Here is a 24,699-nt window from a genome sequence, read left to right as displayed (position 1 = left end):
GGCCGCGGTGGCCGGTGGGGCGGGGGCGGCTTCAGGCGGGGCCGCGGGCTGCGACGCGACGCGCAGGCCGCTGACCCGCCCCTTGGCCTGGTAGCGCTCGGGCGCGCCCAGCGAGCCTTGCCAGTTCAGGTCGATGCGCTCGACCAGCCCGCGCGGCGCATAGGCATCGAGCACGCGGTGCGTGGCATCGCCCAGCGGCAGTCGGTCGGCAATGAGGGCCAGCGCGGCCAGGTCGAGCCGGTCGGCGCGCAAGGCGCCCTGCTCCGGCGTGCGGCCCCGCGCGGGGGAGTGCTGCAGCCACAGGTTGCCGCCGGGCCAGCGCATGCCGTCCGCGGTGTCGAACTGCAGGGCGGCGGTCGAGAACTCGAGCTTTTCCTCGTCCAGCTGGCCGGCCAGCCGTCCGGTCACCGCGCGCAGCACCAGCGGCTGCAGGCCCCGGCCCAGCGAGGCGTCGATGCAGTCGAGCCCGAGGTCCGCCGCGCCGCCCACGATCTGCCCCCTCTTCACGTCGGCCCAGAGGCGCAGCGCGCCGCTGCCTTCGCGGATGCGGGCGTCGAGGGAGACATAGCGGCCCAGGCGGGTGACGTCCATGTAGGGCAGGTCGGCATAGACCTGGCCGTCCCAGGTCTGCCAGCGGCCCGAGCGCACCGACAGCAGCGGCTGACGGAACTGCCCGCGCAGCGTGAAGCGCTCGCCCCAGCCGACCGGCGGCGTGGCGTCGAGCCTGAGGCCGTGGCGCCGGGCCGTGTTGCGCGCCACGAAGCGCACGTCGGTCAGGAGCAGGGGCTCGGCCTGGCGCTGCTCGTCGGTCCAGCGCACGGTGCCGCCTTCGACCACCAGCTCGCGCTGGGCGAAAAACCAGTCGGCGGCGCGGGTCTCTCCGGTGGTGTCGGTGTCCATGTGGAGGCCCGCCACGTGCAGCTTGCCGAGCACGTCGCGCCGCACGTCGACCTGCGGCCCCTCGATATAGAGCTGCTCGAAATTGAGGCGCCACAGCGAGCGCGGCGATACGCTCGCCACCACCCGCACGAGACGCAGGGCTTCCCGCTTCTGGGCGTCGTGCAGCACCACGTCGCGCAACTCGAAAGCGGGAAAGAGACTATCGGAACGGGCCGTGATCGACCCGATGCGCACGGGTACCCCGATGGCCTTGCTGGCTTGTGCCTCGAGCGCGCCACGGTAATCGCCGATTCGCGGCACAATCCACGCGTGTAGGACAACCACTGACAGTGCCAGCAGAAGCCATGCAGCGATCAGTAAACCCAGCAGCCAGCGCGCCGTCGCAGCGGTGATCTTGAGCAGACGTGAAGGGGAAGACGCCGTGTCGTTCATTGAGGATCGCGCTGTGTCCGGAATTATGACCGCCAGCATTCAGAGGGGTTCCGCGGAAGCCGACACCAGTGTGAACCAGTTGCCAGCCACGCCATCGACAGAAGCGACCGAGGTCGCGTTCTCTTCCTATTCGCGCTTCGTCCAGCGCCTGCGCCGCAGGTATGCGGCCGAGCTTGCATTGCTTTCCCCTGGCGCGCCGCGGCGCGAGTCGATGTCGAAGGCCTACGAGGCACTGCGCGAACGCGGGGACGGCGTCGGCGATGCGCTGCGCATTGTGCGGCAGCTCGTGATGGAACGGCTTGTAACCCTCGATTGCGATGCGAAGGCGCCGCTGGCCGTGGTGACCACCGCCGTCACCGAGCTCGCTGAATTCGCGCTCGACGTCGCCTGCCGCGACGCCTGCCAGGAACTCGACGCGGTGCATGGCGCCCCGCTGGGCCCCGAAGGCCAGCGCGCGCAGCTCTGGGTGGTGGGCATGGGCAAGCTCGGCGCGCGCGAGCTCAACGTGTCGAGCGACATCGACCTGATCTACCTGTACGACCTGGACGGCGAAACCCGCGGCGATGCCGACGGCCGCAGCCGCCTCTCGAACCAGGAATATTTCTCGCGCGCCGTGAAGCGCATCTATGCGCTGGTGGGCGACATCACCGAGCACGGCTTCGTGTTCCGCGTCGACCTTGCGCTGCGGCCGAACGGCAATTCCGGGCCCAGCGTGGTGTCGCTCGATGCGCTCGAAGAATATTTCCAGGTGCAGGGCCGCGAGTGGGAGCGCTTTGCCTGGATGAAGAGCCGGGTCGTCGCGCCGCGCGACGTGGTCTCGGAAGGCCTTGCGCAGGGCCTGCGCGCCACCGTGCTGCCCTTCGTGTTCCGGCGCTACCTGGACTACAGCGTGTTCGATTCGCTGCGCACGCTGCACCGGCAGATCCGCGAGCAGTCGGCCCGCCGCAGCGCCGGGCGGCCCGAGCGCGCCAACGACGTCAAGCTCTCGCGCGGCGGCATCCGCGAGATCGAATTCACCGTGCAGCTGCTGCAGGTGGTGCGCGGCGGCCAGTTTCCCGAACTGCGCACGCGCCCCACGCTCGACGCGCTGCAGCGGCTCGCGCGCGCCGGCCTGATGCCGCAGGAAACCGCCGACACCCTGGCCGCGGCCTACGAGTTCCTGCGCCGCGTGGAGCACCGCATCCAGTACCTGGACGACCAGCAGACCCACGTGCTGCCGGTGGCCGACGACGACCTGCGCTGGGTCGCGCAGACCATGGGCTACGCCAGCTGCTGCCCGTTCCTCGAGCAGCTCGACACCCACCGCGAGTTCGTGGCGCAGGAGTTCGACAAGCTGCTCGGCGGCGAGAAGCCCTGCAACGGCAAATGCAACGGCAAGAAGGCCGCCGCCCCCACCGACCTGGCCGACCTGCTCGACGACCTGCCGCCGGCCTTTGCCGACCGCATCCGCAACTGGTGCGAGCAGCCCCGCGTGCTGGCGCTGCGCGAGGAAACGCGCGCCCGGCTGCGCCAGCTGGTGCAGCGCACCGGACACTGGCTGAAGGAGCCCGACGGCGACGGCCCCGGACAGACGCCGCGCCATGTGGACGCCGCCTTGCGCTGGGCCGACTGGATCGAGCCGCTGCTGCGGCGCGAGAGCTACCTGGCGCTGCTGGTCGAGCGGCCCGCGGTGCAGGAACGGTTGCTGCGGCTCTTGGGCGCCGCGAAGTGGCCCGCGCGCTACCTGATGCAGCACCCGGGCGTGATCGACGAGCTCGCGAGCGACGAAATGCTCTCGGGCCGCTTCATGGCGGCCGAGTTCGAGCGCGAGCTCGAGGCGCGCCACGCCTCGCTCAGCCGCACCGGCGAGGCCGACGAGGAGCGCCTGCTGAACCTGCTGCGCCACGCCCACCATGCCGAGGTGTTCCGCACGCTGGCGCGCGACGTGGACGGCCGGCTCACGGTGGAGCAGGTGGCCGACGACCTGAGCGCGCTGGCCGACACCACCTTGCGCGTAACCGCCCATTGGTGCTGGCCGCATGTGCGCAACAGGCACCGCGAGCTGCCGCAATTCGCGATCATCGGCTACGGCAAGCTCGGCGGAAAGGAACTGGGCTACGGCAGCGACCTCGACATCGTGTTCGTCTACGAAGACGACGACGAACGCGCGGGCGAGGTCTATGCAGCCTACGTGCGCAAGCTGATCAACTGGCTCACCGTGAAGACGCGCGAGGGCGACCTGTTCGAGATCGACACTGCCTTGAGGCCGAACGGCAATTCGGGCCTGCTGACCACCAGCTTCGAAGCCTACGAGCGCTACCAGCTGGGCCGCGGCAGCAACACCGCATGGACCTGGGAGCACCAGGCCATGACGCGCGCGCGCTTCGTGCTCGGCAGTACAGCGCTGGGCACGCGCTTCGACCAGGTGCGCGAAGCCGTGCTGGTGGCGCCGCGCGACCGCGAGGCACTGAAGGCCGAGATCATCGCAATGCGCAACAAGCTGCGCGGCGCGCGGCCAGTGAAGGCCGATCGCTTCGACGTCAAGCACAGCCCCGGCGGCATGGTGGATGCCGAGTTCGCGGTGCAGTTCCTGGTGCTGTCGGCCTCGGGCGAGCATCCGGAGCTGATTCCCAACGTCGGCAACATCGCGCTGCTGCTGCGCGCCGAAGAAGCCGGCCTGCTGCCCGAAGGCGTCGGCCGCAATGCCGCCGCCGCCTACCGCGAACTGCGCCGCGTGCAGCACCGTGCACGCCTCAACGAAGAACCGACCCAGGTCACCCCGCCCGCACTGGCCGCCGAGCGCGACGCCATGCTGGCCTTGTGGAAGGCGGTATTTGGCTGATTTGGCTCACCCCCAGGCTTCGCGCACTTCGTGTCGCTTCGCCACCCCCCTCACCGGGGGCAACACCGGCGGCCCGGCAAAGCCGGTTCCGCGGTGTTTCTGGCGCGAAATGCATCGAAAAGCAGCGGCGGTGTGTGCCATCGCCGTCGCCGTCCTTCTCGCGGGCTGCGCGAGCGGCACGCGCAGCGGCGGCGCACTGGGCGGCCGCGACGGCCCGGGCAGCAACATCCCGTCCGACCTGGACCGCGTGCCCGATGCCGAGCCCCGCATCGAAGCCATCCGAGGCAGCGGCGGCACCAGCAAGCCCTACACGGTGCTGGGCCGGGCCTACCAGCCGATCACCGACGACCGGCCGTTCCGCGAATCGGGCATCGCCTCGTGGTACGGCCGCAAGTTCCACAGCGCCTCGACCGCGAGCGGCGAGCCCTACGACATGTACGCCATGACGGCCGCGCACAAGACGCTGCCGCTGCCCAGCTACGTGCGGGTGCGCAACCCGGCCAACGGGCGCGAGGTGATCGTGCGGGTGAACGACCGCGGGCCCTTCGTCGACGGCCGCATCATCGACCTGAGCTACACCGCGGCGCTCAAACTCGACCTGCTGCGCGGCGTGGCGCCGGTGGAGATCGAGCGCATCACGAACGAGGACATCCGCACGGGCGCATGGCGGCGCGATTCGGGCACGGCGTATGCCTCGGCCTCGCAGCCGCCGCGCGCCGAGCCTGCACCGGTGGCCGTGCCCTCGGCCTGGGTGGCGCCGGTGGCGATGAACGCTGCAGCGCCGGCCTCGGCAATGCCGGTCGCGCCGCAAACGCCCATGGCATCCACGGCGCCCGCCGACCGGATCGCGCAGGCCGCGCCGGCGCCCGAGCCGGAGGCCGCATCGCCCCGCCAGCCGATCATGGTCACCGACCTCCCGCCGCTGGCGCCGCTCACGGCACCGCCGCCCGCGCCCGCAGTTGCCTCGCAGGGCGCGGCGCCCTCCTCGCCTTCAGCCGCGGCCGCAGGTTTCTGGGTGCAGCTCGGTGCCTTCCGCGAGCGCGATGGCGCCGAGAGCCTGCGGAGCCAGGCCGCGCGCGGCCTGCCCTCCATGGCGCCGCAGCTGCGCGTGTTCAGCGAAGCCGGCACGCACCGCCTGCAGGCCGGGCCGTTCGCCTCGCGCAGCGAAGCCGGCGAGGCCGTCACGCAGCTGCGCGAGAGCCTGCGCATCGCGCCGATGGTGGTCGAGCGACGCTGATTCGAGGCCTCAGGGCATCGCCTTGGCCGCCACCTGCGAGCGCATGCCGACGCCCAGGCGGTTCCAGGCGTTGATCTGCGCGATGGCGATCGAGAGTTCGACGATCTCGAGCTCGCTGAAATGCGCCTGGAGCGCTTCGAACTCGGCGTCGCGGGCTTGGTGATGGTCGGGCAGGCGCGTCAGCGTTTCGGCCCAGTCGAGCGCCGCGCGCTCGCGCTCGCTGAAGAAGCTCACTTCGCGCCAGGTGGGCAGGCTGTTGATGCGCTGCCAGTCCTCTCCCTGCTGGCGCAGGTCGCGCACGTGCATGTCGAGGCAGTAGGCGCAGCCGTTGATCTGCGAGACGCGGGCAAAGACGAGGTCGATCAGCACCTTGCCGAGCGTGCTCGACTCGATGGTGCCGTTGACGCCGATCATGGCCTGGAAGGCCTTGGGCGCGATCTTGAACCAGGTCAGGCGGGGGGCGATGGGGTTGCTCATGGTGCGTGCTCCAGGTGGTTGAGATGAAAAATCTGCTTGCTACCCACTGAAGACGGGCCAGCCATCGGCCCTGTGACACGCCATCCGAAAATTATTTCGACGAATAGATCTGCGCGATGCGCGCGAGCTTGTCGGGGTTGCGCTGCACGCGGACGCGCACGATGCGCTCGTCCTCGATCTCGAAGGTCTGGGCCGATTCGAGCTGCCCGTCGATGAAACGCAAGAGTCCGGGCTCGCCGTTGATCTCCACCAGTTCCATGCGCACCGCGGTGCCCATGCGGCGCCACAGCGCGAAGTACAGCTGCGCGAGCCGCTGGCTGCCGCGCAGGACCTTGCTGAAGCTCTGCACCTTGCCGCCGCCGTCGCCGATGAGTTCCACGTCTTCCGCCATCAGCGCCTTCAGCTCCTGCAGGCTGCCGCGCGCTGCCGCATCGGCAAAGGCGCGCAGCAGGCGCTGGTGGGTTTCGCGCGGCACCTGGAAGCGCGGGCGCGCCTCCTGCACCTGGGCCTTGGCGCGGTGCACCAGCTGCCGGCAGGCGGCTTCGCTCTTGCCGAGCGTGCGGGCCACCTCGTCGTAGTCGGCATCGAACACCTCGCGCAGCAGGAAGGCCGCGCGCGCCTCGGGCGCCAGGCGCTCGAGCACGGCCAGGAAGGCGACGGAAATGTTGTCGGCGCGTTCGAGCAGCTGCTCCGGGGTGTCCGGCCCGCCGGTCAGCGTGGGCTCGGGCATCCAGGCACCGACGTAGTGCTCGCGCTGGACCTTCGCGGCGCGCAGCCGGTCGATCGAAAGGCGCGTGACGACGGTGACCAGCCAGGCTTCGGCACTGCCCAGGTCGGCCTTGTCGGCCTCATGCCAGCGCAGCCAGGCGTCCTGCACCACCTCTTCGGCTTCCGCGACGGAGCCGAGCATGCGGTAGGCGATGCCCTGCAGGCGGCGGCGGTGGCTGTTGAAGGCGAGGGTGGGATCGTCCATGCTCACAAGACGGGCGACCCACCGGGTTTGTGACAGGTGCTATGCGCCCTGGTACTCGGGCCTGGGGCCGAGCGAGGCGGCCAGTTCCTTGCGGTAGCGGTTGAGTTCCTGCACGGTCTTGAAGCTGCGGTTCATCAGCAGGCTCAGGTTGTGCAGGATGCGCTCGCCGACCTTGCTTTCCCAGACCGCGTCGAACTTGATCTGCTTGTCCAGCCAGTGCTCGAGCCAGTCGGGGTCGGGCATGCGGCTCTGGATGGTGTCGTTGGGGAACAGCGCCTTGTTGACGTGCAGGTTGGTCGGGTGCAGCGCCTGGGCCGTGCGCCTCGCGCTGGCCATCAGCACGCCCACCTTGGTGAACGCGGCGCGCGCCTCGTCGCCGAACTTTTCCATGGCGCGCTTCATGTAGCGCAGGTAGGCGCCGCCGTGGCGGGCCTCGTCCTGGCTCAGCGTGGTGTAGATGTGCTTGATGACCGGCTCGGTGTGCCACTGGGCGGCGCGGCGGTACCAGTGGTTGAGGCGGATTTCGCCGCAGAAGTGCAGCATCAGGGTTTCGAGCGGGGGGGCCGGGTCGAAGTCGAAGCGCACCTCGTGCAGCTCCTGCTCGGTGGGCGCATGCTGGGGACTGAAACGCTTCAGGTACTCCATGAGCACCAGCGAATGCTTCTGCTCCTCGAAGAACCAGATCGACATGAAAGCGGAAAAGTCGCTATCGTGGCGGTTGTCGCGCAGGAACATCTCGGTGGCCGGCAGCGCCGCCCACTCGGTGATGGCGTTCATCTTGATGGTCTGCGCCTGCTCTTCGGACAGCAGCGAAGCATCGAACGACTGCCAGGGAATGTCCTTGTCCATGTCCCAGCGGACAGATTCGAGTTGTCTGAAGAGTTCCGGATAAAGCATCAAAGTCTTTCTAAGGCCGTCGATTTTAGTCGGCTCGTTTGGCGCACCCATGACAGACGCGCGATGATGTGTGGATAAGCGCGGTCTTATGGCGCGAAATGCACACTTTTTTGTCTTCAGGAGCCCTCTTATGCGAATCCCTGCCGCCCTGGCCGCATGCCTCCTTGCCGCTGGCACGGCGGTCGCCCAGGCCCCCTCTCCCAGCCCGTCTCCAACTCCCGCTGCTGCCCCATCCACCGCGGCCGACGGTGCCGCGGCCGCCGCCTGCCCGCCCATCCTGCAACACACCTTTCCGCGGCTGCAGGACGAAAAACCCCAATCGCTGTGCCAGTACGCGGGCAAGGTGGTGCTGGTGGTGAACACCGCGAGCTTCTGCGGCTTTACCCCGCAATACAAGGGGCTGGAGGCGCTGGACAGCAAATACCGCTCGCGCGGGCTGGTGGTGCTGGGCTTCCCGTCCAACGATTTCGCGCAGGAATCGGGTTCGAACAAGGAAATTGCCGATTTCTGCGAAAGCACCTTCGGCGTGAAGTTTCCGATGTTCGCGAAGTCGTCGGTGCGCGGCGCCAATGCCAACCCGCTGTTCAAGCAGCTCGCGCTGGCCTCGGGCACCACGCCGAAGTGGAATTTCTACAAGTACCTGATCGGGCGGGACGGCAAGGTGGTGCAGGCCTGGTCCAGCATGACGGCGCCCGACGAGAGCGCCTTCGTCAAGGTCATCGAGAGCCAGCTCGCGGCCGGGGGCTGACGGCTTGCCGCCGTGAACTAACGGTCACAAACGTTTACCACTGGAGGGGGAACCGGACTGGCACACTGTGCTCATAACGAACGAGTGCAGCAAATGCCTTCCAGTTTTCATGTTGCGAGGTCTTCCGGGCGTCTTGCCTGGTCGAAATCCCGAGGCGATTCTTCTCCTCCTCCCTCCCTCCCTCCTTCGCGTCGGGGCGCCTCGCAGCATTTTTGTATTTCCCGCACGGGCGGGGCGCGGCAGACGCCGGCGCCCTGAAACGAAAAAGGCGCCAGAGGCGCCTTTTTTCATGGTTGGGTGTCGATGAAGCTGGGCCGCAGCATCAGCTTGTCGTACAGCTTTGCGAGATTGGCGTGCTCATGGCGCCAGTCGATCTCGGGAAAGCGCAACCCCAGCCAGCCCAGCGCGCAGCCCACGGCGATGTCCGACAGGCTCAGGTGGATGCCGCTGCAAAAGGGCTTGTCGGCCAGCCCCTTGGCCATGGCGGCGATGCCGCCTTCGACCTTGGCGCGCTGGCGCTCGATCCAGGCGGCGCTGCGCTCGCCGTCGCTGCGGCCCGACCAGGTGGCTTCCAGCCGCCAGAGCACGCCGGCGTCCATGACGCCATCGGCCAGCGCTTCCCAGGTCTTGACCTCGGCGCGCTCGCGGCCCTGCTGGGGAATCAGCTTGCCCACGGGGGACAGGGTGTCGAGGTATTCGACGATCACGCGCGAATCGAACATCGCGTCGCCGCCTTCCATGATGAGGCAAGGCACCTTCCCGAGCGGGTTGGAGTGCGCGATGGTGGTGTCGGCCGCCCAGACGTCCTCGATCACGAACTGGTAGTCGAGACGCTTTTCGGCCAGCACCACGCGCACCTTGCGCACATAAGGGCTGGCGGCCGATCCGATCAGTTTCATGAAAGCTCTCTCCCCTTGCATTGATGACGTTTGTTCATGGTCATTTTAGGGGAAGGGCCAAAGATCGGGCCCCGATCCGTGGCAAACGTGCATCGGCGCCAAGCCACCTAAAATTCGGGGAATGAGCTTCTCCACCGTTTCCGCCCTCTCCCCACTTGATGGCCGCTATGCGGCCAAACTCGCGGCCTTGCGCCCGCTGATGAGCGAACAGGGCTACATGCACCGGCGCGTGCAGGTCGAAGTGGCGTGGTTCATCGCGCTGTCGGACTGCGGCTTTGCCGAATTCAAGCCGCTCACGGGCGGCGCCCGCAAGTACCTGCTGGGGCTGGTTTCGCACTTCTCCGAGGCCGACGCGCTGGCCATCAAGGACATCGAGAAGACCACCAACCACGACGTGAAGGCGGTCGAATACTGGATCAAGTCCAAGTTCGAAGCCCGGCCCGAGCTGCTGGCCGCCGCCGAATTCGTGCACTTCGCCTGCACCAGCGAAGACATCAACAACACCAGCCATGCGCTGCAGATCCAGGCCGCACGCGAAAAAGTCATGCTGCCGGCCATCGACGGCCTGATTGCCAAGCTGCGCGAAATGGCGCACCAGTTCGCCGGCGTCTCGATGCTGTCGCGCACGCACGGCCAGACCGCCAGCCCGACCACCGTGGGCAAGGAAATCGCCAACGTGGCGGTGCGGCTTTCGAAGGCGCGCGCGCAGATCGCCTCGGTGCAACTGCTCGGCAAGATGAACGGCGCCGTGGGCAACTACAACGCCCACCTGGCCGCCTGGCCCGACTTCGACTGGGAGGCATTCAGCCGCAAGGTCATCGAAACGCCGGCACCGCTCGGCCTGGGCCTGAGCTTCCAGCCCTACAGCATCCAGATCGAGCCGCACGACTACATGGCCGAGCTGTTCGACGCGGTGGCGCGCGCCAACACCATCCTGATCGACTTCTCGCGCGACGTCTGGGGCTACGTGAGCCTGGGCTACTTCAAGCAGCGGCTCAAGAAGGGCGAGATCGGCTCCTCGACCATGCCGCACAAGGTCAACCCGATCGATTTCGAGAACGCCGAGGGCAACCTGGGCCTGGCCAACGCGGTGCTGCGCCACCTGAGCGAGAAGCTGCCGATCAGCCGCTGGCAGCGCGACCTGACCGACAGCACGGTGCTGCGCAACATCGGCGTGGCCTTCGGCTATGCCACGCTGGCCTACGCGAGCCTGGCCACGGGCCTGGGCAAGCTGGAGCTCAACGAAGAAGCGCTGGCCGAAGACCTCGACGCCTCGTGGGAAGTGCTGGCCGAACCGATCCAGACCGTGATGCGCCGCTTCGGCGTGCAGGGCGCCTACGAGCAGCTCAAGGAAGTGACGCGCGGCAAGACCGTGACGGCCGAGGCGCTGCACGGCCTGATCCGCTCGCTCGACATTCCCGAAGCGGAAAAGGAGCGCCTGCTTGCCATGACGCCCGCGAGCTACGTGGGCAAGGCGGCGGAGCTCGCCAGTAGAATCTAGCCTCCCCGCACGCCGATGCAGCAGCCGCCCGAGGGCGGCTGTTTTCTTCGTGCCACGCCCCCTTTCCAGCCAACGCGCCCCGTGCGGCGCGCCAGCCAACAACCAGGCGGGGCCTTTTCGACGCCCCTGTTGTCCATGCTGCGCGCATCCCTCCGACGCCTCTGGCTCAAGATTCACCGCTGGATCGGCCTCTCGCTCGGTCCGGTCCTGGCCCTCACAGCGCTGCTGGGCGCCGTGCTGGTGGTGGCCTTGCCGATCGACCGCCATGCGCATCCCGCGCTCTTCGTCGCACGAAGCGCGGCCGAAGCGGCAACGGGGACGCCCACGCTGCCGCTCGAACCGCTGCGCCAGCACCTCGTGGCCGAGTTCGGCCCCGACACCACCTTCACGCTGCGCCCGCCGCGCAGCCCCGGCGAGACGCTCTGGGTGTACGTGCGCGGCCCCTGGGACGGCACCCTCTACCTCGACCCCGCCACCGGCGCGGAGCAAGGCCGGCGCGGCTCGCACGAAGGCGCCTACAACCTGCTCTTCGAGCTGCACAGCAGCCTGCTGCTGGAAGACACAGGCAAGGGCATCCTGGCCTTCGTGGCGCTGGCCTACCTCTTCCTGCTGGTCACCGGCGTGGTGCTCTGGTGGCCCGCGCGCTGGCCGCCGTCGCTGCGCATTTCGCTCGACCGCGGCCTGCTGCGCGGGCTGTTCGACCTGCACCGCACCGGCGGCGCGGTGCTCGGGCTGCTGATTGCGGTGTCGGTGTTCACGGGCGCCTACATGGCCTGGCGGCCGCTCGGCGGCTTCATTTCCACCGCCATGGGCCAGGAGCTGGTCAAGCCGCCCGCGGTTCCCAAGGGCTCGCCCACGAGCGCCCGGCTTTCGCTCGACGAACTGGTGGCCCGCGCGCAAAGCGTATTCCCGGGCCAGCCGGTCGGCTACGTGCAGGTGCCGGCCAGGCCGAACCGCCCGATGCGCGTGCGCTTCCGGCTGGCCGACGATCCGCATCCGAACGGCATCAGCTCCGTGTGGCTGCATCCGCTGACCGGCGAAGTGCTGGCGGTGCGCCGCTGGCAGGACCTGGACGCCGGCAACGGCGCGGTGGTGGTGATCTACCCGCTGCACACCGGCGTGCTGGGCGGGCCGGTGCACCAGGCGATCACCATGCTGCTCGGCCTGGCGCTCGGCGGCCTGGGCCTGAGCGGCATCTGGCTCTGGTGGCGCCGCCGCCGCGCGGCGGCCGCCGCCCGCGACATCGCGCTTTCGGGCGGCAACCGCACCACGTCCTGAGCCGGACGCCTGCAGCTTTCGATTTTTATGGATATCCGAGGAGAAGCCTTGTTCAAGCAAAAGAAGTGCGCCGCACTGGTCATGGCGCTGTTCCCCATCAGCTTCCAGAGCCTGGCGGCCGAGGCCGAGCCGGCCGGTGCCGCATCCGGCGCGAAGTCGCTGGAGGCGGTGACCGTCACGGGCGACTGGCTCGGCACGCCCAGCGAGACCAAGGTGCTCGAGCACCCGGGCGCGCGCAGCATCGTCGAGCGCACGCAGATCCAGGAAAGCGGCGCCACCAGCGTGCGCGAGGCGCTGCGCCAGGTTCCGGGTGTGCAAGTGCAGGAGAGCAACGGCACGGGCGGCAGCGACATCTCGCTCAACGTGGGCGTGCGCGGCCTCACCTCGCGGCTGTCGCCGCGCTCGACCATCCTGCTGGACGGCGTGCCGCTGGCCTATGCGCCCTACGGCCAGCCGCAGCTGTCGCTGGCACCGCTGTCGCTCGGCAGCCTGGAAGCGGTCGACGTTGTGCGCGGCGCGGGCTCGGTGCGCTACGGACCGCAGAACGTGGGCGGCATCATCAACTTCGTGACGCGCGCTATTCCCAAGCAGTTCGCGGGCGAAGTGAGTGTGGGCGTGGAAAGCGCGGGCCACGGCGGCGGCACCAAGACCACGCCCAGCCTGTTCATCGGCGGCACCAACGAGAACGGCCTGGGCCTGGCGCTGCTCTATTCGGGCACGCACGGCGACGGCTTTCGCCGGAGCAACGACCACACCAGCATCGACGACCTGATGCTCAAGGGCGCCTACCGCCTGTCGAAGACCGACGACATCGCGGTGACGCTGCATCACTTCGAGGGCAAGGGCCGCATGCCGGGCGGGCTGAGCACCGCGCAGTTCGCGGCCGACCCGTTCCAGTCGGACCGCCCGTTCGACGAATTCACGGGACGCCGCACCGACGGCTCGGTCAAGTACACGCACGACGACGGCGTGAACAAGTTCGAGATGCTGAGCTACTACACGGACTCCTACCGCAGCAGCTACCTCGAGCAGGAAGGCACCGGCGCCAACGCCGGCCGGCGGCGCCTGACCTCCGCGCCGCGCAACTACAAGACCTACGCCTTCGAGCCCCGCTACTCGCGCCTGATCGATTCGGGCAGCGTGGTGCAGGAGATCAGCGTCGGCGCGCGCTACCTCAAGGAAGAAGCCTCCGAAGTGGCGACGCGCAGCGCCTACTACCGGCCGAGCCCGGGCTTCGACGCCTATGCCCTCGCCCAGCCCGCCTACCAGTCGAGCAAGGGCGGCACCACCGCCCACGCGGTCTACATCGACGACCGCATCGACTTCGGCAACTGGACGGTCACGCCCGGCGTGCGCTACGAATCGATCCGCTCGCACAACGACGTCTTCACGCTGGCCAACGGCCGCGTTACCGGCGCGAACTATCCGAAGATCGATTCCAACGAGGTGCTGCCGACGCTCTCGGTGCTCTACCGCATGAACGAGCGCTGGTCGGTGTTCGCGAATGCCGGCGTTTCGTTCGGGCCGCAGCAATATGCGCAGCTCGCGCAGTCCACCACCGGCCTGCACCCCGAGAAGGCCAAGACCTACGAGATCGGCACGCACTACAAGGGCGAGGCCTGGAGCGGCGAGCTGACGCTGTTCAACATCAACTTCGACAAGGAGCTGCTGCTGGCCCGCTCGATCACCGGCGACGTCGGCCAGTGGACCGACCTGGGCGCCACGCGGCACCGCGGCCTGGAGTCGGCGCTGCGCTACCAGCTCGGCAGCCTGAGCGATTCGCTCAAAGGCCTGTCGGTGTCGGCCACTTACACCTACACGCAGGCGATTGCCAAGGCCGGGGCCTTTGCCGGGCGCGACCTGCCCTTCTACTCGCGCCAGGTGGCCACGCTGGGCGCGCGCTACGAGCGCGGGCCGTGGACCTTCAATGCCGACGTGTACGCGCAATCGAAGCAGCGCTCGCCGGGCTCGCCCGACGACGGCGCGCAATACATCACGCTGGAAGACCCGAACGGCCGGCTCGGCAATATCGCGGGCTACGCCACCATGAACCTGCGCGCGGCGTACGACTTCGGCCCCTCGATGAGCAACCTGAAGCTGGCCGTCGGCGTCAAGAACCTGTTCGACCGCCGCTACTACAACCGCTCGGTCGACAACAACGGCGGCAAGTACGTGGGCCAGCCGCGCACGCTGTACCTGCAGGCCTCGGTGGCGTTCTGACGCGGCCCGTGGGGGCGCATACACTCGCGCACCCATGGCCCTCAAATCCACCATCTTCAAGGCCGCCCTCGCGGTGGCCGACATCGACCACGGCTACTACGCCGACCATGCGCTGACCCTGGCGCGCCATCCGAGCGAGACCGACGAGCGGATGATGATCCGGCTCGTCGCGCTCGCGCTCAACGCGCACAAGCTGCAGGACGTTTGCCAGGGCGACGGCACGCTGGCCTTCGGCGCGGGCTTGTCGAACGTGGACGAACCCGATGTCTGGCTGCGCGATTTCACGGGCGAGACCAAGCTGTGGATCGAGGTCGGCCAGCCCGAGGACAAGCCCATCATCAAGGCCTGCGGCAAGGCGGACGAGGTGATCGTCTACTGCTTCAACCATGCGGCCGAGATCTGGTGGCGCGGCATCGAGAACAAGCTCACGCGGCCGCAGAACCTGCAGGTCTACCGGGTGCCGACGGAAGCCTCGCAGGCGCTGGCCGCGCTCGCGCAGCGCAGCATGCAGCTGCAGGCGACGATCCAGGAGAACACGCTGACGCTGGGCGACGGCACCCACAGCATCGACGTCGAGCTGCTGCGCTGGAAGTAGCCTCAGGCCACCGGCATCATCCGGCCGCAGTGCCAGCACTGCTCGAAGCCGCCTTCGATGCGCTCGCCGCAGATGCACTGCCAGTTGCGCTGCGGCCGGTGCTGGGCCGCATGCAGCACCTGCTGCGCGCGCTCGAACTGCGCTTCGTCGTCGATCCAGATCTCGGGCAGGCACTGGTCGGGCGGCAACTGGCCCATGACGGCGCCCAGGTATTCGCGCTGCACTGTCGCCTGCACGCCCTCCTCGCGCAGCGCATGCACCCACAGGGCCGCGATCGCGAGGTTCGGAGCCTGGGCAAGGCGGCGCATGGGGCGGCCTCCTTCAGGGCGCGTCGTCGGGGCCGAGGGGCTCGGCGGGATCGTCGGGCCACTGCGGCGGTTCGGCCTCGCGCGCACGCTCCGCATATTTGTTGAAGCGCCAGGCCGAGTCTTCCATGGTGATGCGGCGCCAGGTCACGCGCTTCTCGGCCGGCGACATGGCGGGCCAGTGCTGCACCTCGTCGAAGCTGCGGCCGCAGCCCTTGCACTGGTCGTCGCCCTGGCTGGTGGAGCAGATGGCGATGCAGGGGGTGTCGGGCGTGCTGTGGTACCAGTCGAGCCAGGCGGCCCAGGCTTTTTCGGGGAAGCCGAACTCGTCGACCTCGTCCTCGTGGTGGAACACCATGAGCGCGTAGACCTCGGCGAGCGCGCGCAATTCGGGCGCCAGCGTGATGCCGTCGGGCGAGGGGCTCTTCTCCCGCCAATGGTTGATGGCGGCCTCGATGTCGGTGATGTGAATGGCGGCCATGAAGAGAGAAAAAACAGCGAGCCGGCGATCATAGTCCGGCAATGTCCCGCGTCAGTCGAAGGTTATATGCGCTACACAACACATAGCAACATAACCAGCAACCACAAGGCTTTCGAGAGCATTCTTTTTGGATCTCGGTAATTTCGAGGTTGCCAGAACAGGGTTTGCAATGCTCTAATTCTCCTCACGAAGGGGAGTAGCTCCCAGCCGCCGTGCACCACGGCGGCCATCGACAGGTCGTCAATACGAAGCACAACACTTCCGGCCTGTTGGACAACACGTGCCCCCGGGCGCGCGCTGTCGAGCAAGACCTTCGATTTGAACCTGCGCAGGTTTGGTCGAAGCGTTCCTGAATCCCCGGTCATCGCCCGGTCTTCGCCATCGCTTCGGCCTACCCGCACGGGATGGATCGAAATGCAACGCATGCGCCGGACCGGCGCCATCCAGCCCAGGATGGACGGACCGCGCGAAGACAAGAGGAATCTATGGAACAGTTCATGACCCCGGAATTCTGGGTCGCGGTCGGTCAGATCATCATGATCGACATCCTGCTCGGCGGCGACAACGCCGTCGTCATTGCCCTGGCCTGCCGCAAGCTGCCGCCTGCGCAACGCACCAAGGGCATCCTCTGGGGCACGGCCGGCGCCATTGCGCTGCGGGTGATATTGATCTTCTTCGCGCTCACGCTCCTGGCCATTCCGTTCCTGAAGCTGGTCGGCGCCGCGCTGCTGGTGTGGATCGGCATCAAGCTGCTGGCGCCCGACCATGACGACGCGCACGGCAACATCCAGAGCAGCGACAAGCTGTGGGGCGCGGTCAAGACCGTGATCGTGGCCGACCTGGTGATGAGCGTGGACAACGTGATTGCCATTGCCGGTGCCGCGCAAGGCGCCGGCCAGGCCCACCAGATGCCGCTGGTGATCTTCGGCCTGCTGGTGAGCATTCCGATCATCGTCTGGGGCAGCCAGCTGGTCATCAAGCTGATGGACCGCTTCCCGGTCATCATCACGCTCGGCGGCATGCTGCTGGGCTGGATTGCGGGCACCATGGCGGTGTCCGACCCCGCGCTGTCGAACACCGCGGCCTGGACCTGGGTGCCGAAGCTGCCGCAGACCGATACCATCCGGTACGCCGCAGGCATTGCCGGCGCGCTGCTGGTGCTGGCCGTCGGCAAGTGGGTGGCCATGCGCCAGGCTCGCCAGAAGCCGGCCGAAGCCGCCACGTCCAGCTGACGGCCACCTGCAGGGGCCTGGCGAAAATGCTCTTCCCCTGCTGCCCGGTCTCTGCCACTCTAATTACTTGAAGGAGCACCCATGGAAAAGGTCATTCTGTACGTCGACGACGCCGGCTATGCGGCCGAGCAGTTCGCCGAGCTTGCCCCCGACGCCAGCAGCGTCGTGGCACGCCACTGGGTACTCGTGGCCTGCGCTCCGCGCATGACGCACCGCATCAGCAAGTGGGTGAGCCACAGCGCACGCGAGAACTGGCGCGCCAAATGGTTCAGCAAGGTGCAGGCGCAATTGCTGCCGCTGCTCGAGCGCAATGGCGGCCAGGTGACGCCGGTGCTGGCCAAGGGCCCGCTGGCCGACCTGACGCAGCAGCTCAAGCGCGAGCATTCGGCCACGCTCGTGGTCGATGCGCGCCGCCCCAAGATCGGCGTCGACCTGGAGCCGGTCACGCTCGACCAGGCGCCGCCGCGCCAGTCGGGCTGGGCCTTTCCCGGCGCCGTGATGGGCATGGGCGCGCTGCTGGTGCTTGCGAACGAACTGGCCGAATAAGCGCGCAACCCCGTCCTGACGAGCCCCGGTGCGGCAACGCGCCGGGGCTCGTTGTTTTGGGGCCTCTGGGGTATCCTGCGCCGCATGCGCATCATCATCAAATGGCTGCTCAGCGCTGTCGCGCTGCTGGCGGTGGCTTATCTCTATCCCGGTGTCCAAGTTGCCAGCTTCGGCTCCGCGCTGATCGCCGCGGCCGTCATCGGCCTGCTCAACATGGTCGTGCGGCCGGTGCTGGTGGTGCTGACGCTGCCGGTCACCATCGTCACGCTCGGGCTGTTCCTGTTCGTGATCAATGCGCTGCTGTTCTGGGCCGCATCGGGCCTGTTGTCCGGCTTCCAGGTCAACGGCTTCGTGGCGGCGCTGATCGGCTCGCTGATCTATTCGCTGCTGGGCCTGGTCATCGAAGCCGCGCTGGGCGGGCTGCTCTCCAAGGGCTGAGCCGCCAGGCGGGCGGCACTTTCTTTATCGCTGCTCGGCTCACTTCAGCGGCGGCTCCTCGGCCTGCCGCTTGACCAGCACCTCCACGGCCCGCGCGCGGGTGTCGATGATCGAGGCCTCGTAGTGGTCGACGGGCACGCCGGGCTTGCGCATCAACTCCTGCGCGGCCTTGAGGCGGTCGCGTGCGGCCGGATAGTCGAGGATGGCCACATTGGCCTCGGCATCGGCGCGCACCGCGCGCACCGAATCGTTCTGGGCGCCATACAGGTTGGCCAGGGCCCGCCAGGCGGTGGCGTCGCGCGGATTCGTGGCCACCCAGTCGCGCAGCACCGGCACCAGGGGCGCGGGCTGCCGCGTGGCCACGGCGGCATCGGCCGCAAGCAGCATCTCCGGCCGCTCCTTCGACTTGGCATCGAGCAGGCCCGCGGCCTTGGGCGCGTTGCCGCCGGCCAGTTCGATCTCGGCGTTGAGCCAGCGCGCCAGCCTGGCTGCGGAGGCGTCGTCGGCGGTGCGCGCCGTCAGCCGCTCGGCCATGGCGCGTGCGGCCCGGAAGTCGCGCAGCTCCTTGGCCGACAGCGCCGCCGCATAGAGCGTGCCGGCCTGCTGGGCCGCACTGCTCTTGGCGAACTCGCCGCTGGAGGCCGCATCGACCCACAGCCGCAGCACGTCCACACCCGGCCGCGTGAGCACGCGGGCACGCGCGGCGATCATGGCGTGGTCCATGGCCAGCGGCATGGCCGGGGCGGCATCGAGTCGGAACTGGAAGCGCCCCTGCATGTCCGAGATGCGCTCCGAGGTGAGCGGATGGCTGCGCAGGTAGGGGTAGGAGCCGTTGTCGTTCAGGCGCGAGGCGTACTGCAGCTTCTCGAACATCGCGGCCGCGCCCTGCGGCGCAAAGCCCGCCTGCGTCATCACGCCGAAGCCGACGCGGTCGGCCTCGCGCTCCATGTCGCGCGAGAAGCTCAGCTGGTTCTGCATGAACAGCGCCTGGCTGCCCATCATCACGGCCTGGCCCGCATCGGCGTTGCGGCTCTTGCCGGCCGCGATCATGCCGAGGATCAGGCCCGCCAGCATCAGCGGCATCTGCTTGCCCTGCTGGTTCATGATGCGCGAGATGTGGCGCTGCGTGACGTGCGACAGCTCGTGCCCGAGCACCGTGGCCAGCTCGTCGCGGCTGCCCACCGTGGCAATCAGGCCCATGTTGAGGCCCAGGTAGCCGCCCGGCAGCGCAAAGGCATTGATGTTGCGGTCGCGCCCCAGCAGGATGGTCCAGGCAAAACGCTCGTCGAGCTCGGGCGTGAGCTCGCCGCGCTGGCGGGCGGCAGCCAGCAGGCGCTGCCAGATGTCCTGTACGTAGGCGGCGACCACCGGGTCGTCGATGTAGTCGGTGTCGCGGTAGAGCTCGCGCGCGATCTGGTCGCCCAGCTGGCGCTCGGCACTGGCGGTCATTTCGCCGCCGTCGCCCAGGCCCGGCAGCACCTGCATCTGGGCGCGGGCCGGCACCGGCAGCAGGACCTGGCCCGCTATCAAAACGGCAGCACAGAGCGACCGCAAGGCGGGCGCGGCGGAAGTCTTTCTGGTGGCAAAGGGAGTCAAGCGCGGCATTCCTCGTCCATTGGCTCGGGCTCGTATGATGCACCTCCACACCGATCGTTCACACATGAGCTCCCTCACCCATTTCGATGCCCAGGGCCAGGCCCACATGGTCGACGTTGCGGCCAAGCCCGCCACCCATCGCGTGGCCGTGGCCACGGGCCGCATCGAAATGCAGCCCGCCACGCTGGCGCTGATCGAATCGGGTACCGCCAAGAAGGGCGACGTGCTCGGCATCGCCCGCATCGCGGGCATCCAGGCCGCCAAGAAGACCAGCGACCTGATCCCGCTGTGCCACCCGCTCGCGCTCACGCGCGTGGCGCTCGCGTTTGCGCTGGCCGAAAAAGGCAATGCGCCACAGGTGGTGTGCACCGCCACGGTCGAGACCGTGGGGCCGACCGGCGTCGAGATGGAAGCGCTGACCGCCGTGCAGGTGGCGCTGCTCACCATCTACGACATGTGCAAGGCGGTGGACCGGGGCATGCGGATCACCGACGTGCATGTGCTCGAGAAGCATGGCGGCAAGTCGGGCAGCTACCTGGCCGCCCCCCAGGGCTAGGGCGCCTGCCCATCCACGGGCAGCCCCTTCAGCCAGCGCTCGTACTCCGCCGGAAACGCGATGCGGAAGCGCTCCGCCTGGTCGCGGGGTGCCTCGCCCTGCCCCATCAGTTCGGCGCTTTCGATCAGCTTGACGATCACGCGCGGCTCGGGCGAGAAATGCAGCGTGCGCTCGGCCAGCGAGTGCATCGCGGCCGCATTGGCCGGCGTGACGGCCGTGAGCGTCAGTTCGGCAAAGTCGACCTGCCTGGCGAAGAGCCATGATTTTTTGGCCTTGGCGAGCGTGCCGTCTTCATAGGCCGGCAGGCGTTCGTCGCGCGGCAGGTAGATCTGGCTGATGCGGATGTAGTCCCAGGCGGCACAGCCGACCACCGCCATCAGCACCGCGGCCGCAATCGAAGACAACACCGGCGGCTCGAGCCACCGGGCCTTGAAGCGCTGCCGCAGCGATGAAGCCGTTGCGGCGCCCCACGCCGGCCACAGCATGCCCAGGCACAGCCCGAACACCAGCTGGAACGGCCCGTACCAGAGCGGATATTCGAGCAGGCTGTGCAGCGCGATCGCGCCCAGCATGCCCCAGGCCATGAGCCGCACCGGATCGCGCTCGCGCCAGGGCCTGGCCGCCATCACCATCCAGAGAAAACCGCCGCAGACCAGCACCGACACCGGAATGCCCATTTCCACCGCCAGGTGCAGCGGCAGGTTGTGCGCGTTGTCCAGGATCTCGGGGAAGCGCGGCCCGTCGTACAGCGTGCTGTAGTGCGCGAAGGCCAGTTCGCCCCAACCCCAGCCCGCGAGCGGATGCGCGGCAATCAGCGAGAGCACGTTGCGCCAGAGGATCATCCGCGTGTGGTCGCCCGGCGCGCCCTCCTGCAGCCGCTGCATCATGCCCTCGACCTCGCCCGCCGCAAGCTGCGGCAGCACCCAGGCGATGGCGAAATAGACCGGCACCATCGCCAGCAGCACCAGCGGCGGCGGCAGACTGAAGGGCGTGCCAGCGTGCTCGGCCGGTACGCCGCGGCGCTCCCGCCGCGCGATGAAGGCGGCAACGCCCACGATCGACAGCAGCTGGAGCAGCCCGGTGCGCGAGGTGGACGCCGCCGCGGCCACCAGCAGCAACAGCGCCGCCGCCACCAGCCAGCGCCGAATGCGCGCCGAAGGCTGCGCCGCATGGATCCAGAGCGCCGCCACCAGCGCCATGCTGATCAGCGTGGCGAACTGGTTGCGCTGGCGCAGGTTGCCATACGCCTGGCCCAGCGCGGGCGTGGTGGTCCAGGGCACCAGCGGCTCGGCCAGGCCGTAGTACTGGAGCAGGCCGAGCACCGCGCTGACGAGGCCGGCTGCGAGCACGCCCACCGCCAGCCCCTCCGATACGGCCGGCCCGCCGCGCGCCATGCCCGCTCCTATGCAGGCTGCGGCCGCCATGGCTGCCAGCACGACCACCGCGGGCAGCCATGCGGCGGCCGTGGCATGCGGGGAGGAAAAAAGCACGACCGCTGCCGCTCCGGCGCCGAGCCAGGCCCAAATGCCGCGCGCCGGCACGGCGACAGGAACGGCCAGAAGCATCGCCGCGAGGCAGACCCAGGTGGCCAGCAGCTGCCAAGCCTGGACCGAGGGACCGGCGACGAGCGGGCAGAGAAACGGGAACGCGACCAACCCGGCACGCAGGGCGCCGACGGCTTTAGGCGAGAGAGCGGCGGCCTCGGCAGGCGCTGCGCGGGAAGTCATTCCGCCGATTGTGACGAACGGGCGGGCCGACGAATGGCGGCGGGTGGGAGACGAGCGGCTTTGCGGGAAAACACATTTAGAGACATTCTTAGACAACTATCTACAACTGTTGCCCGCCCTCTAGCGGAAGGCCCGGAATCGGTCCGAAAGGTGTCTCTTGAAGAAACAAGCAAGCTATCTGCGTCGCGCTGTCCAGGCACGGGGCGGTTCGTCCGGCTTCACGCTCATCGAAGTGATGATCGTGGTGGCGATCATCGGCATCCTGGCGTCGATCGCGATTCCAGCCTACAACGACTATGTTCGCCGCGGCCAGTTGCCGGAGGCCTTCAATACGCTGTCCGCCTACCGGGCAACGATGGAGCAGTACTACCAGGACAACCGTAACTACGGCCCTTCCGGAACCAATTGCGCCGCCAATGCCGCGGCCGCATTCACGCCTTCCGGCGCCAAGTACTTCAGCTACACCTGTACGACTTCAAACAGCCAGCAGAACTATGTCATCACCGCCACCGGAAGCGCGGGGCGAGCGGTCGGACACACCTACACCCTCAACCACAATGGCGACCGCGCGACCACCCAGTTCAAAGGCAGCACCGTAACCCAATCGTGCTGGCTTACAAGCAGCAGCGCTTGCTGATCGAACCATGTCGATCACCATGCGGCAACGCGGCTTCACACTGGTCGAACTGGTCGTCACCATTGCGGTGTTGGCGCTGATCCTCTTCGCCGTCATGCCAAGCATCGGCACTTGGCTGGAAAACACCCGCATTCGCAACGTTGCCGATTCGCTGCAAAACGGGCTCCAACTGGCGCGCGGCGAGGCTGTGCGGCGCAATCAGAATGTGTCGCTCTGGCTGGTGTCGCTCGACAATCCGGCAGTGCTGAGCGATGACTGCTCTCTCTCAGGCGCCAGCGGCGCCTGGATAGTGAGTGTGAATTCGCCGATTGGGCATTGCGCCGACGCGCCGTCGACGACCAGTTCTCCCATGATCGTTACAGGACGTCCCGCCGGAGACACCGGCGGAAGAGTCACGGTGGCGGCGGTTCAAGCCGCTGACGGATCGACCGAGGGCACGAGCGTCACCTTCAACGGTTTTGGGCGCATTGCCAACAGCGATGCCATTGGCCAGATCGACGTGACCGGAACCACGACAGGCGCCCGTGCATTGCGCATCGTCGTCTCGCCCTCGGGCTCGGTGCGCATGTGCGAGCCGGCCATCGTCGACAGCACGGCAAAGGATCCCCGCAAATGCTGAACCGAGTGAATCGCATGCATACGCTCGGCCGAATCCGCCGTGTGCGGCGCGAGCCCCGCAAACCCCAGCACGCTCAAGGCGTTGCATTGATCGAAGTGCTCGTAGCGCTGCTTATCTTCATGCTTGGCGTGCTTGGGCTGGTCGGCCTGCAAGCGTCGATGACGCGCGCGCAGACCGACTCCAAGGTGCGCGCCGATGCTGCCTACCTGGCCAGCGAATTGAATGGACGCATGTGGTCCGACCTCACCAATCTCGCGGGCTATAACGGCACCGGCTGCGCCTCCCAAGCGCGATGCGGCGAATGGCAGAGAAAGGTCAGCAGCAGCCTGCCGGGCGGGACCGGCGCGGTCACCGTCAATGCGAGCTCCGGCGATGTCGCCGTCACCATCAGCTGGACGATGCCAAGCGGTGAAACGCACCAGTACGTCACGCACACAACCGTCGCCAAGGCTGCGAACTGATATGAAGCATCCTTACCAACGCGGTTTCACCCTGGTCGAGCTCATGGTCGGCCTCGTCCTGGGCCTGCTTACAGTGCTGGTCATCAGTCAGGTGCTCGCACTCGCCGAAGGCAAGAAGCGCTCGATCACCATGGGCAGCGATGCACAGGTCAATGGTGCGCTGTCGCTCTTCACGCTTCAACGCGATGTGCAGATGGCGGGCTACGGAGCAGCGGCCAGTCCCGATGCACTCGGCTGCCCAGTGACTGGCAAATACGACGCCAGCGGCGCTTCGTTTGTCTTTCCTCTGGCGCCGGTCGTCATCACCAACGGCACCAGCACAGACACCGGCGCACCAGACACGATCACTGTCTTGCAAGGCCGCACCACAAATTTTTCGGCGCCCATGGTCCTTAAGGAGGACCACCCGCAGTCCAGCAACTACTTCGAGGTGACGTCCTCATTCGGTGCCGTGGCGGGCAACATGATGATCGTCGTGCCGAAATTACAAGGTAGCGGCTTGGGGTGCACGCTGTTCAGCGTGACCAACGACACCTCGACCCCAGCCACAACGCTGGGGCCCACGCGCGTACCGCATGCCGCGACCGCTGCCAGCAAGTGGAACCAGAACAGCATATTTCCAGAAAGCGGATACACATCGGGCAGCTATCTGCTGAACATGGGCTCGATGGTCTATCGCAGCTACTCGGTCAGTAGCGCCAACAGTCTCCAGATGGTCGAACGCTCCCCTGCGAACGGGGCGCTGACCGACCCGCCACTGGAACTCTATCCGCAGATCGTCAACCTCCAGGCCATGTACGGCAAGGACACCAACGGTGATGGCGTTGTCGACACCTACGACAACGTGACACCCACCACCAATGCCGGCTGGCTGCAGGTGCTCGCGATCCGAATCGCGGTGGTGGCGCGCAGCAACCAGTACGAGAAGGAAACCGTCACCGCGAGCGCCCCCCAGTGGGACGTGGGAGCCAACGCCACCATCGCCGGCACCACGACATGCCACGGCAGCAGCAAATGCCTTTCGCTGAGGGTGAGCCACGTTCCCGAATGGGAGCACTACCGCTTCAAGGTCTACGACACGATCGTGCCGCTGCGCAACGTTCTCTGGAATTCCTGACCATCG

Annotated in this window: 24 protein-coding genes; 15 read left to right on the top strand and 9 right to left on the bottom strand. The window is 67.7% G+C overall.

Annotated features, from left to right (window positions below; translation table 11 throughout):
- A partial coding sequence (locus IB278_RS19635) for a YhdP family protein (protein ID WP_412556331.1) occupies window positions 1-1,200 on the bottom strand: 1,200 nt, incomplete at its 3' end.
- A gap of 157 nt (window positions 1,201-1,357) precedes the next feature.
- On the opposite strand from IB278_RS19635, the gene glnE reads away from it, so the two are divergent.
- Both glnE and IB278_RS19625 read left to right on the top strand, forming a co-directional pair.
- Entirely contained in the window at window positions 1,358-4,153 is a 2,796-nt protein-coding gene (glnE, locus tag IB278_RS19630) for a bifunctional [glutamate--ammonia ligase]-adenylyl-L-tyrosine phosphorylase/[glutamate--ammonia-ligase] adenylyltransferase (protein ID WP_192324912.1), read from the top strand.
- Between the two features lie 109 nt (window positions 4,154-4,262).
- Window positions 4,263-5,390: a septal ring lytic transglycosylase RlpA family protein gene (locus IB278_RS19625; protein WP_192324910.1), complete on the top strand. Its 1,128-nt coding sequence runs from the start codon at window positions 4,263-4,265 to the stop codon at window positions 5,388-5,390.
- A 9-nt stretch (window positions 5,391-5,399) separates the two neighbouring features.
- Here IB278_RS19625 and IB278_RS19620 read toward each other — a convergent pair whose 3' ends face one another.
- The 3 genes from IB278_RS19620 to IB278_RS19610 all read right to left on the bottom strand — a co-directional run bounded on the left by IB278_RS19620 (window position 5,400) and on the right by IB278_RS19610 (window position 7,737).
- Window positions 5,400-5,867 (bottom strand): carboxymuconolactone decarboxylase family protein, encoded by a 468-nt coding sequence (locus IB278_RS19620; protein ID WP_192324908.1) that lies wholly within the window; start codon window positions 5,865-5,867, stop codon window positions 5,400-5,402.
- Between the two features lie 91 nt (window positions 5,868-5,958).
- Window positions 5,959-6,840 (bottom strand): RNA polymerase sigma-70 factor, encoded by an 882-nt coding sequence (locus tag IB278_RS19615; RefSeq protein ID WP_192324906.1) that lies wholly within the window; start codon window positions 6,838-6,840, stop codon window positions 5,959-5,961.
- Window positions 6,841-6,879: 39 nt separating this feature from the next.
- Complete coding sequence (locus IB278_RS19610) at window positions 6,880-7,737, bottom strand: ferritin-like domain-containing protein (protein ID WP_145739146.1); 858 nt, start codon at window positions 7,735-7,737, stop codon at window positions 6,880-6,882.
- Window positions 7,738-7,867: 130 nt separating this feature from the next.
- Here IB278_RS19610 and IB278_RS19605 point away from each other — a divergent pair, with 130 nt between their 5' ends.
- Window positions 7,868-8,485, top strand: a complete 618-nt coding sequence (locus tag IB278_RS19605; protein WP_145739144.1) for a glutathione peroxidase — start codon at window positions 7,868-7,870, stop codon at window positions 8,483-8,485.
- A 287-nt stretch (window positions 8,486-8,772) separates the two neighbouring features.
- Here IB278_RS19605 and IB278_RS19600 read toward each other — a convergent pair whose 3' ends face one another.
- Window positions 8,773-9,384, bottom strand: a complete 612-nt coding sequence (locus IB278_RS19600; protein WP_145739142.1) for a glutathione S-transferase N-terminal domain-containing protein — start codon at window positions 9,382-9,384, stop codon at window positions 8,773-8,775.
- A 121-nt stretch (window positions 9,385-9,505) separates the two neighbouring features.
- Here IB278_RS19600 and purB point away from each other — a divergent pair, with 121 nt between their 5' ends.
- The 4 genes from purB (at window position 9,506) to IB278_RS19580 (ending at window position 14,978) form a co-directional block, all read left to right on the top strand.
- Window positions 9,506-10,885 (top strand): adenylosuccinate lyase, encoded by a 1,380-nt coding sequence (purB, locus tag IB278_RS19595; protein ID WP_145739140.1) that lies wholly within the window; start codon window positions 9,506-9,508, stop codon window positions 10,883-10,885.
- 135 nt (window positions 10,886-11,020) lie between these two features.
- Window positions 11,021-12,163, top strand: coding sequence for a PepSY-associated TM helix domain-containing protein (locus IB278_RS19590; protein ID WP_192324904.1), 1,143 nt, complete (start codon window positions 11,021-11,023; stop codon window positions 12,161-12,163).
- Between the two features lie 81 nt (window positions 12,164-12,244).
- Window positions 12,245-14,383, top strand: coding sequence for a TonB-dependent receptor family protein (locus IB278_RS19585; protein WP_225613027.1), 2,139 nt, complete (start codon window positions 12,245-12,247; stop codon window positions 14,381-14,383).
- Window positions 14,384-14,417: 34 nt separating this feature from the next.
- The gene (locus tag IB278_RS19580; RefSeq protein ID WP_145739134.1) at window positions 14,418-14,978 is read left to right on the top strand and encodes a YaeQ family protein; all 561 of its coding nucleotides are present in this window, start codon (window positions 14,418-14,420) and stop codon (window positions 14,976-14,978) included.
- Between the two features lie 2 nt (window positions 14,979-14,980).
- On the opposite strand, the gene IB278_RS19575 is transcribed toward IB278_RS19580, so the two are convergent.
- Together IB278_RS19575 and IB278_RS19570 are read right to left on the bottom strand one after the other, a co-directional pair.
- A complete protein-coding gene (locus tag IB278_RS19575) occupies window positions 14,981-15,286 on the bottom strand; it encodes a putative signal transducing protein (RefSeq protein ID WP_145739132.1) in 306 nt (101 codons plus the stop codon).
- Between the two features lie 13 nt (window positions 15,287-15,299).
- Window positions 15,300-15,764, bottom strand: coding sequence for a DUF3717 domain-containing protein (locus tag IB278_RS19570; protein WP_192324900.1), 465 nt, complete (start codon window positions 15,762-15,764; stop codon window positions 15,300-15,302).
- Window positions 15,765-16,249: 485 nt separating this feature from the next.
- Here IB278_RS19570 and IB278_RS19565 point away from each other — a divergent pair, with 485 nt between their 5' ends.
- The 3 genes from IB278_RS19565 to IB278_RS19555 all read left to right on the top strand — a co-directional run bounded on the left by IB278_RS19565 (window position 16,250) and on the right by IB278_RS19555 (window position 17,980).
- Window positions 16,250-16,996 carry a TerC family protein gene (locus tag IB278_RS19565; protein WP_145739128.1) on the top strand — a complete coding sequence of 249 codons (747 nt, stop codon included), beginning with the start codon at window positions 16,250-16,252 and terminating at the stop codon, window positions 16,994-16,996.
- A gap of 81 nt (window positions 16,997-17,077) precedes the next feature.
- Window positions 17,078-17,542 carry a hypothetical protein gene (locus IB278_RS19560; RefSeq protein WP_145739126.1) on the top strand — a complete coding sequence of 155 codons (465 nt, stop codon included), beginning with the start codon at window positions 17,078-17,080 and terminating at the stop codon, window positions 17,540-17,542.
- An 84-nt stretch (window positions 17,543-17,626) separates the two neighbouring features.
- On the top strand, window positions 17,627-17,980 hold the full coding sequence (locus IB278_RS19555; RefSeq protein WP_145739124.1) for a phage holin family protein: 354 nt from the start codon (window positions 17,627-17,629) through the stop codon (window positions 17,978-17,980).
- Between the two features lie 39 nt (window positions 17,981-18,019).
- On the opposite strand, the gene IB278_RS19550 is transcribed toward IB278_RS19555, so the two are convergent.
- Window positions 18,020-19,585 (bottom strand): M48 family metalloprotease, encoded by a 1,566-nt coding sequence (locus IB278_RS19550; protein ID WP_192324898.1) that lies wholly within the window; start codon window positions 19,583-19,585, stop codon window positions 18,020-18,022.
- A 55-nt stretch (window positions 19,586-19,640) separates the two neighbouring features.
- Here IB278_RS19550 and moaC point away from each other — a divergent pair, with 55 nt between their 5' ends.
- Window positions 19,641-20,132: a cyclic pyranopterin monophosphate synthase MoaC gene (gene moaC, locus IB278_RS19545; RefSeq protein WP_192324895.1), complete on the top strand. Its 492-nt coding sequence runs from the start codon at window positions 19,641-19,643 to the stop codon at window positions 20,130-20,132.
- On the opposite strand, the gene IB278_RS19540 is transcribed toward moaC, so the two are convergent.
- Window positions 20,129-21,859: a PglL family O-oligosaccharyltransferase gene (locus IB278_RS19540; RefSeq protein WP_192324893.1), complete on the bottom strand. Its 1,731-nt coding sequence runs from the start codon at window positions 21,857-21,859 to the stop codon at window positions 20,129-20,131. The genes moaC and IB278_RS19540 overlap by 4 nt on opposite strands.
- 157 nt (window positions 21,860-22,016) lie before the next feature.
- On the opposite strand from IB278_RS19540, the gene IB278_RS19535 reads away from it, so the two are divergent.
- The 4 genes from IB278_RS19535 to IB278_RS19520 are packed head-to-tail and all read left to right on the top strand — an operon-like array spanning window position 22,017 to window position 24,693.
- Entirely contained in the window at window positions 22,017-22,496 is a 480-nt protein-coding gene (locus IB278_RS19535) for a type IV pilin protein (protein WP_225613013.1), read from the top strand.
- A 7-nt stretch (window positions 22,497-22,503) separates the two neighbouring features.
- Entirely contained in the window at window positions 22,504-23,115 is a 612-nt protein-coding gene (locus IB278_RS19530; RefSeq protein WP_192324927.1) for a GspH/FimT family pseudopilin, read from the top strand.
- The gene (locus IB278_RS19525; RefSeq protein ID WP_192324891.1) at window positions 23,109-23,576 is read left to right on the top strand and encodes a prepilin-type N-terminal cleavage/methylation domain-containing protein; all 468 of its coding nucleotides are present in this window, start codon (window positions 23,109-23,111) and stop codon (window positions 23,574-23,576) included. The genes IB278_RS19530 and IB278_RS19525 overlap by 7 nt, the downstream gene beginning before the upstream one ends.
- Before the next feature lies 1 nt (window position 23,577).
- The gene (locus tag IB278_RS19520) at window positions 23,578-24,693 is read left to right on the top strand and encodes a PilW family protein (protein ID WP_192324926.1); all 1,116 of its coding nucleotides are present in this window, start codon (window positions 23,578-23,580) and stop codon (window positions 24,691-24,693) included.
- The last annotated feature ends 6 nt before the right edge of the window (window positions 24,694-24,699 follow it).

The organism is Variovorax sp. VRV01 (genome assembly GCF_014852545.1).
GTDB lineage: Bacteria > Pseudomonadota > Gammaproteobacteria > Burkholderiales > Burkholderiaceae_C > Variovorax > Variovorax beijingensis_A.
This window is presented reverse-complemented; position numbering and strand designations above follow the sequence as displayed.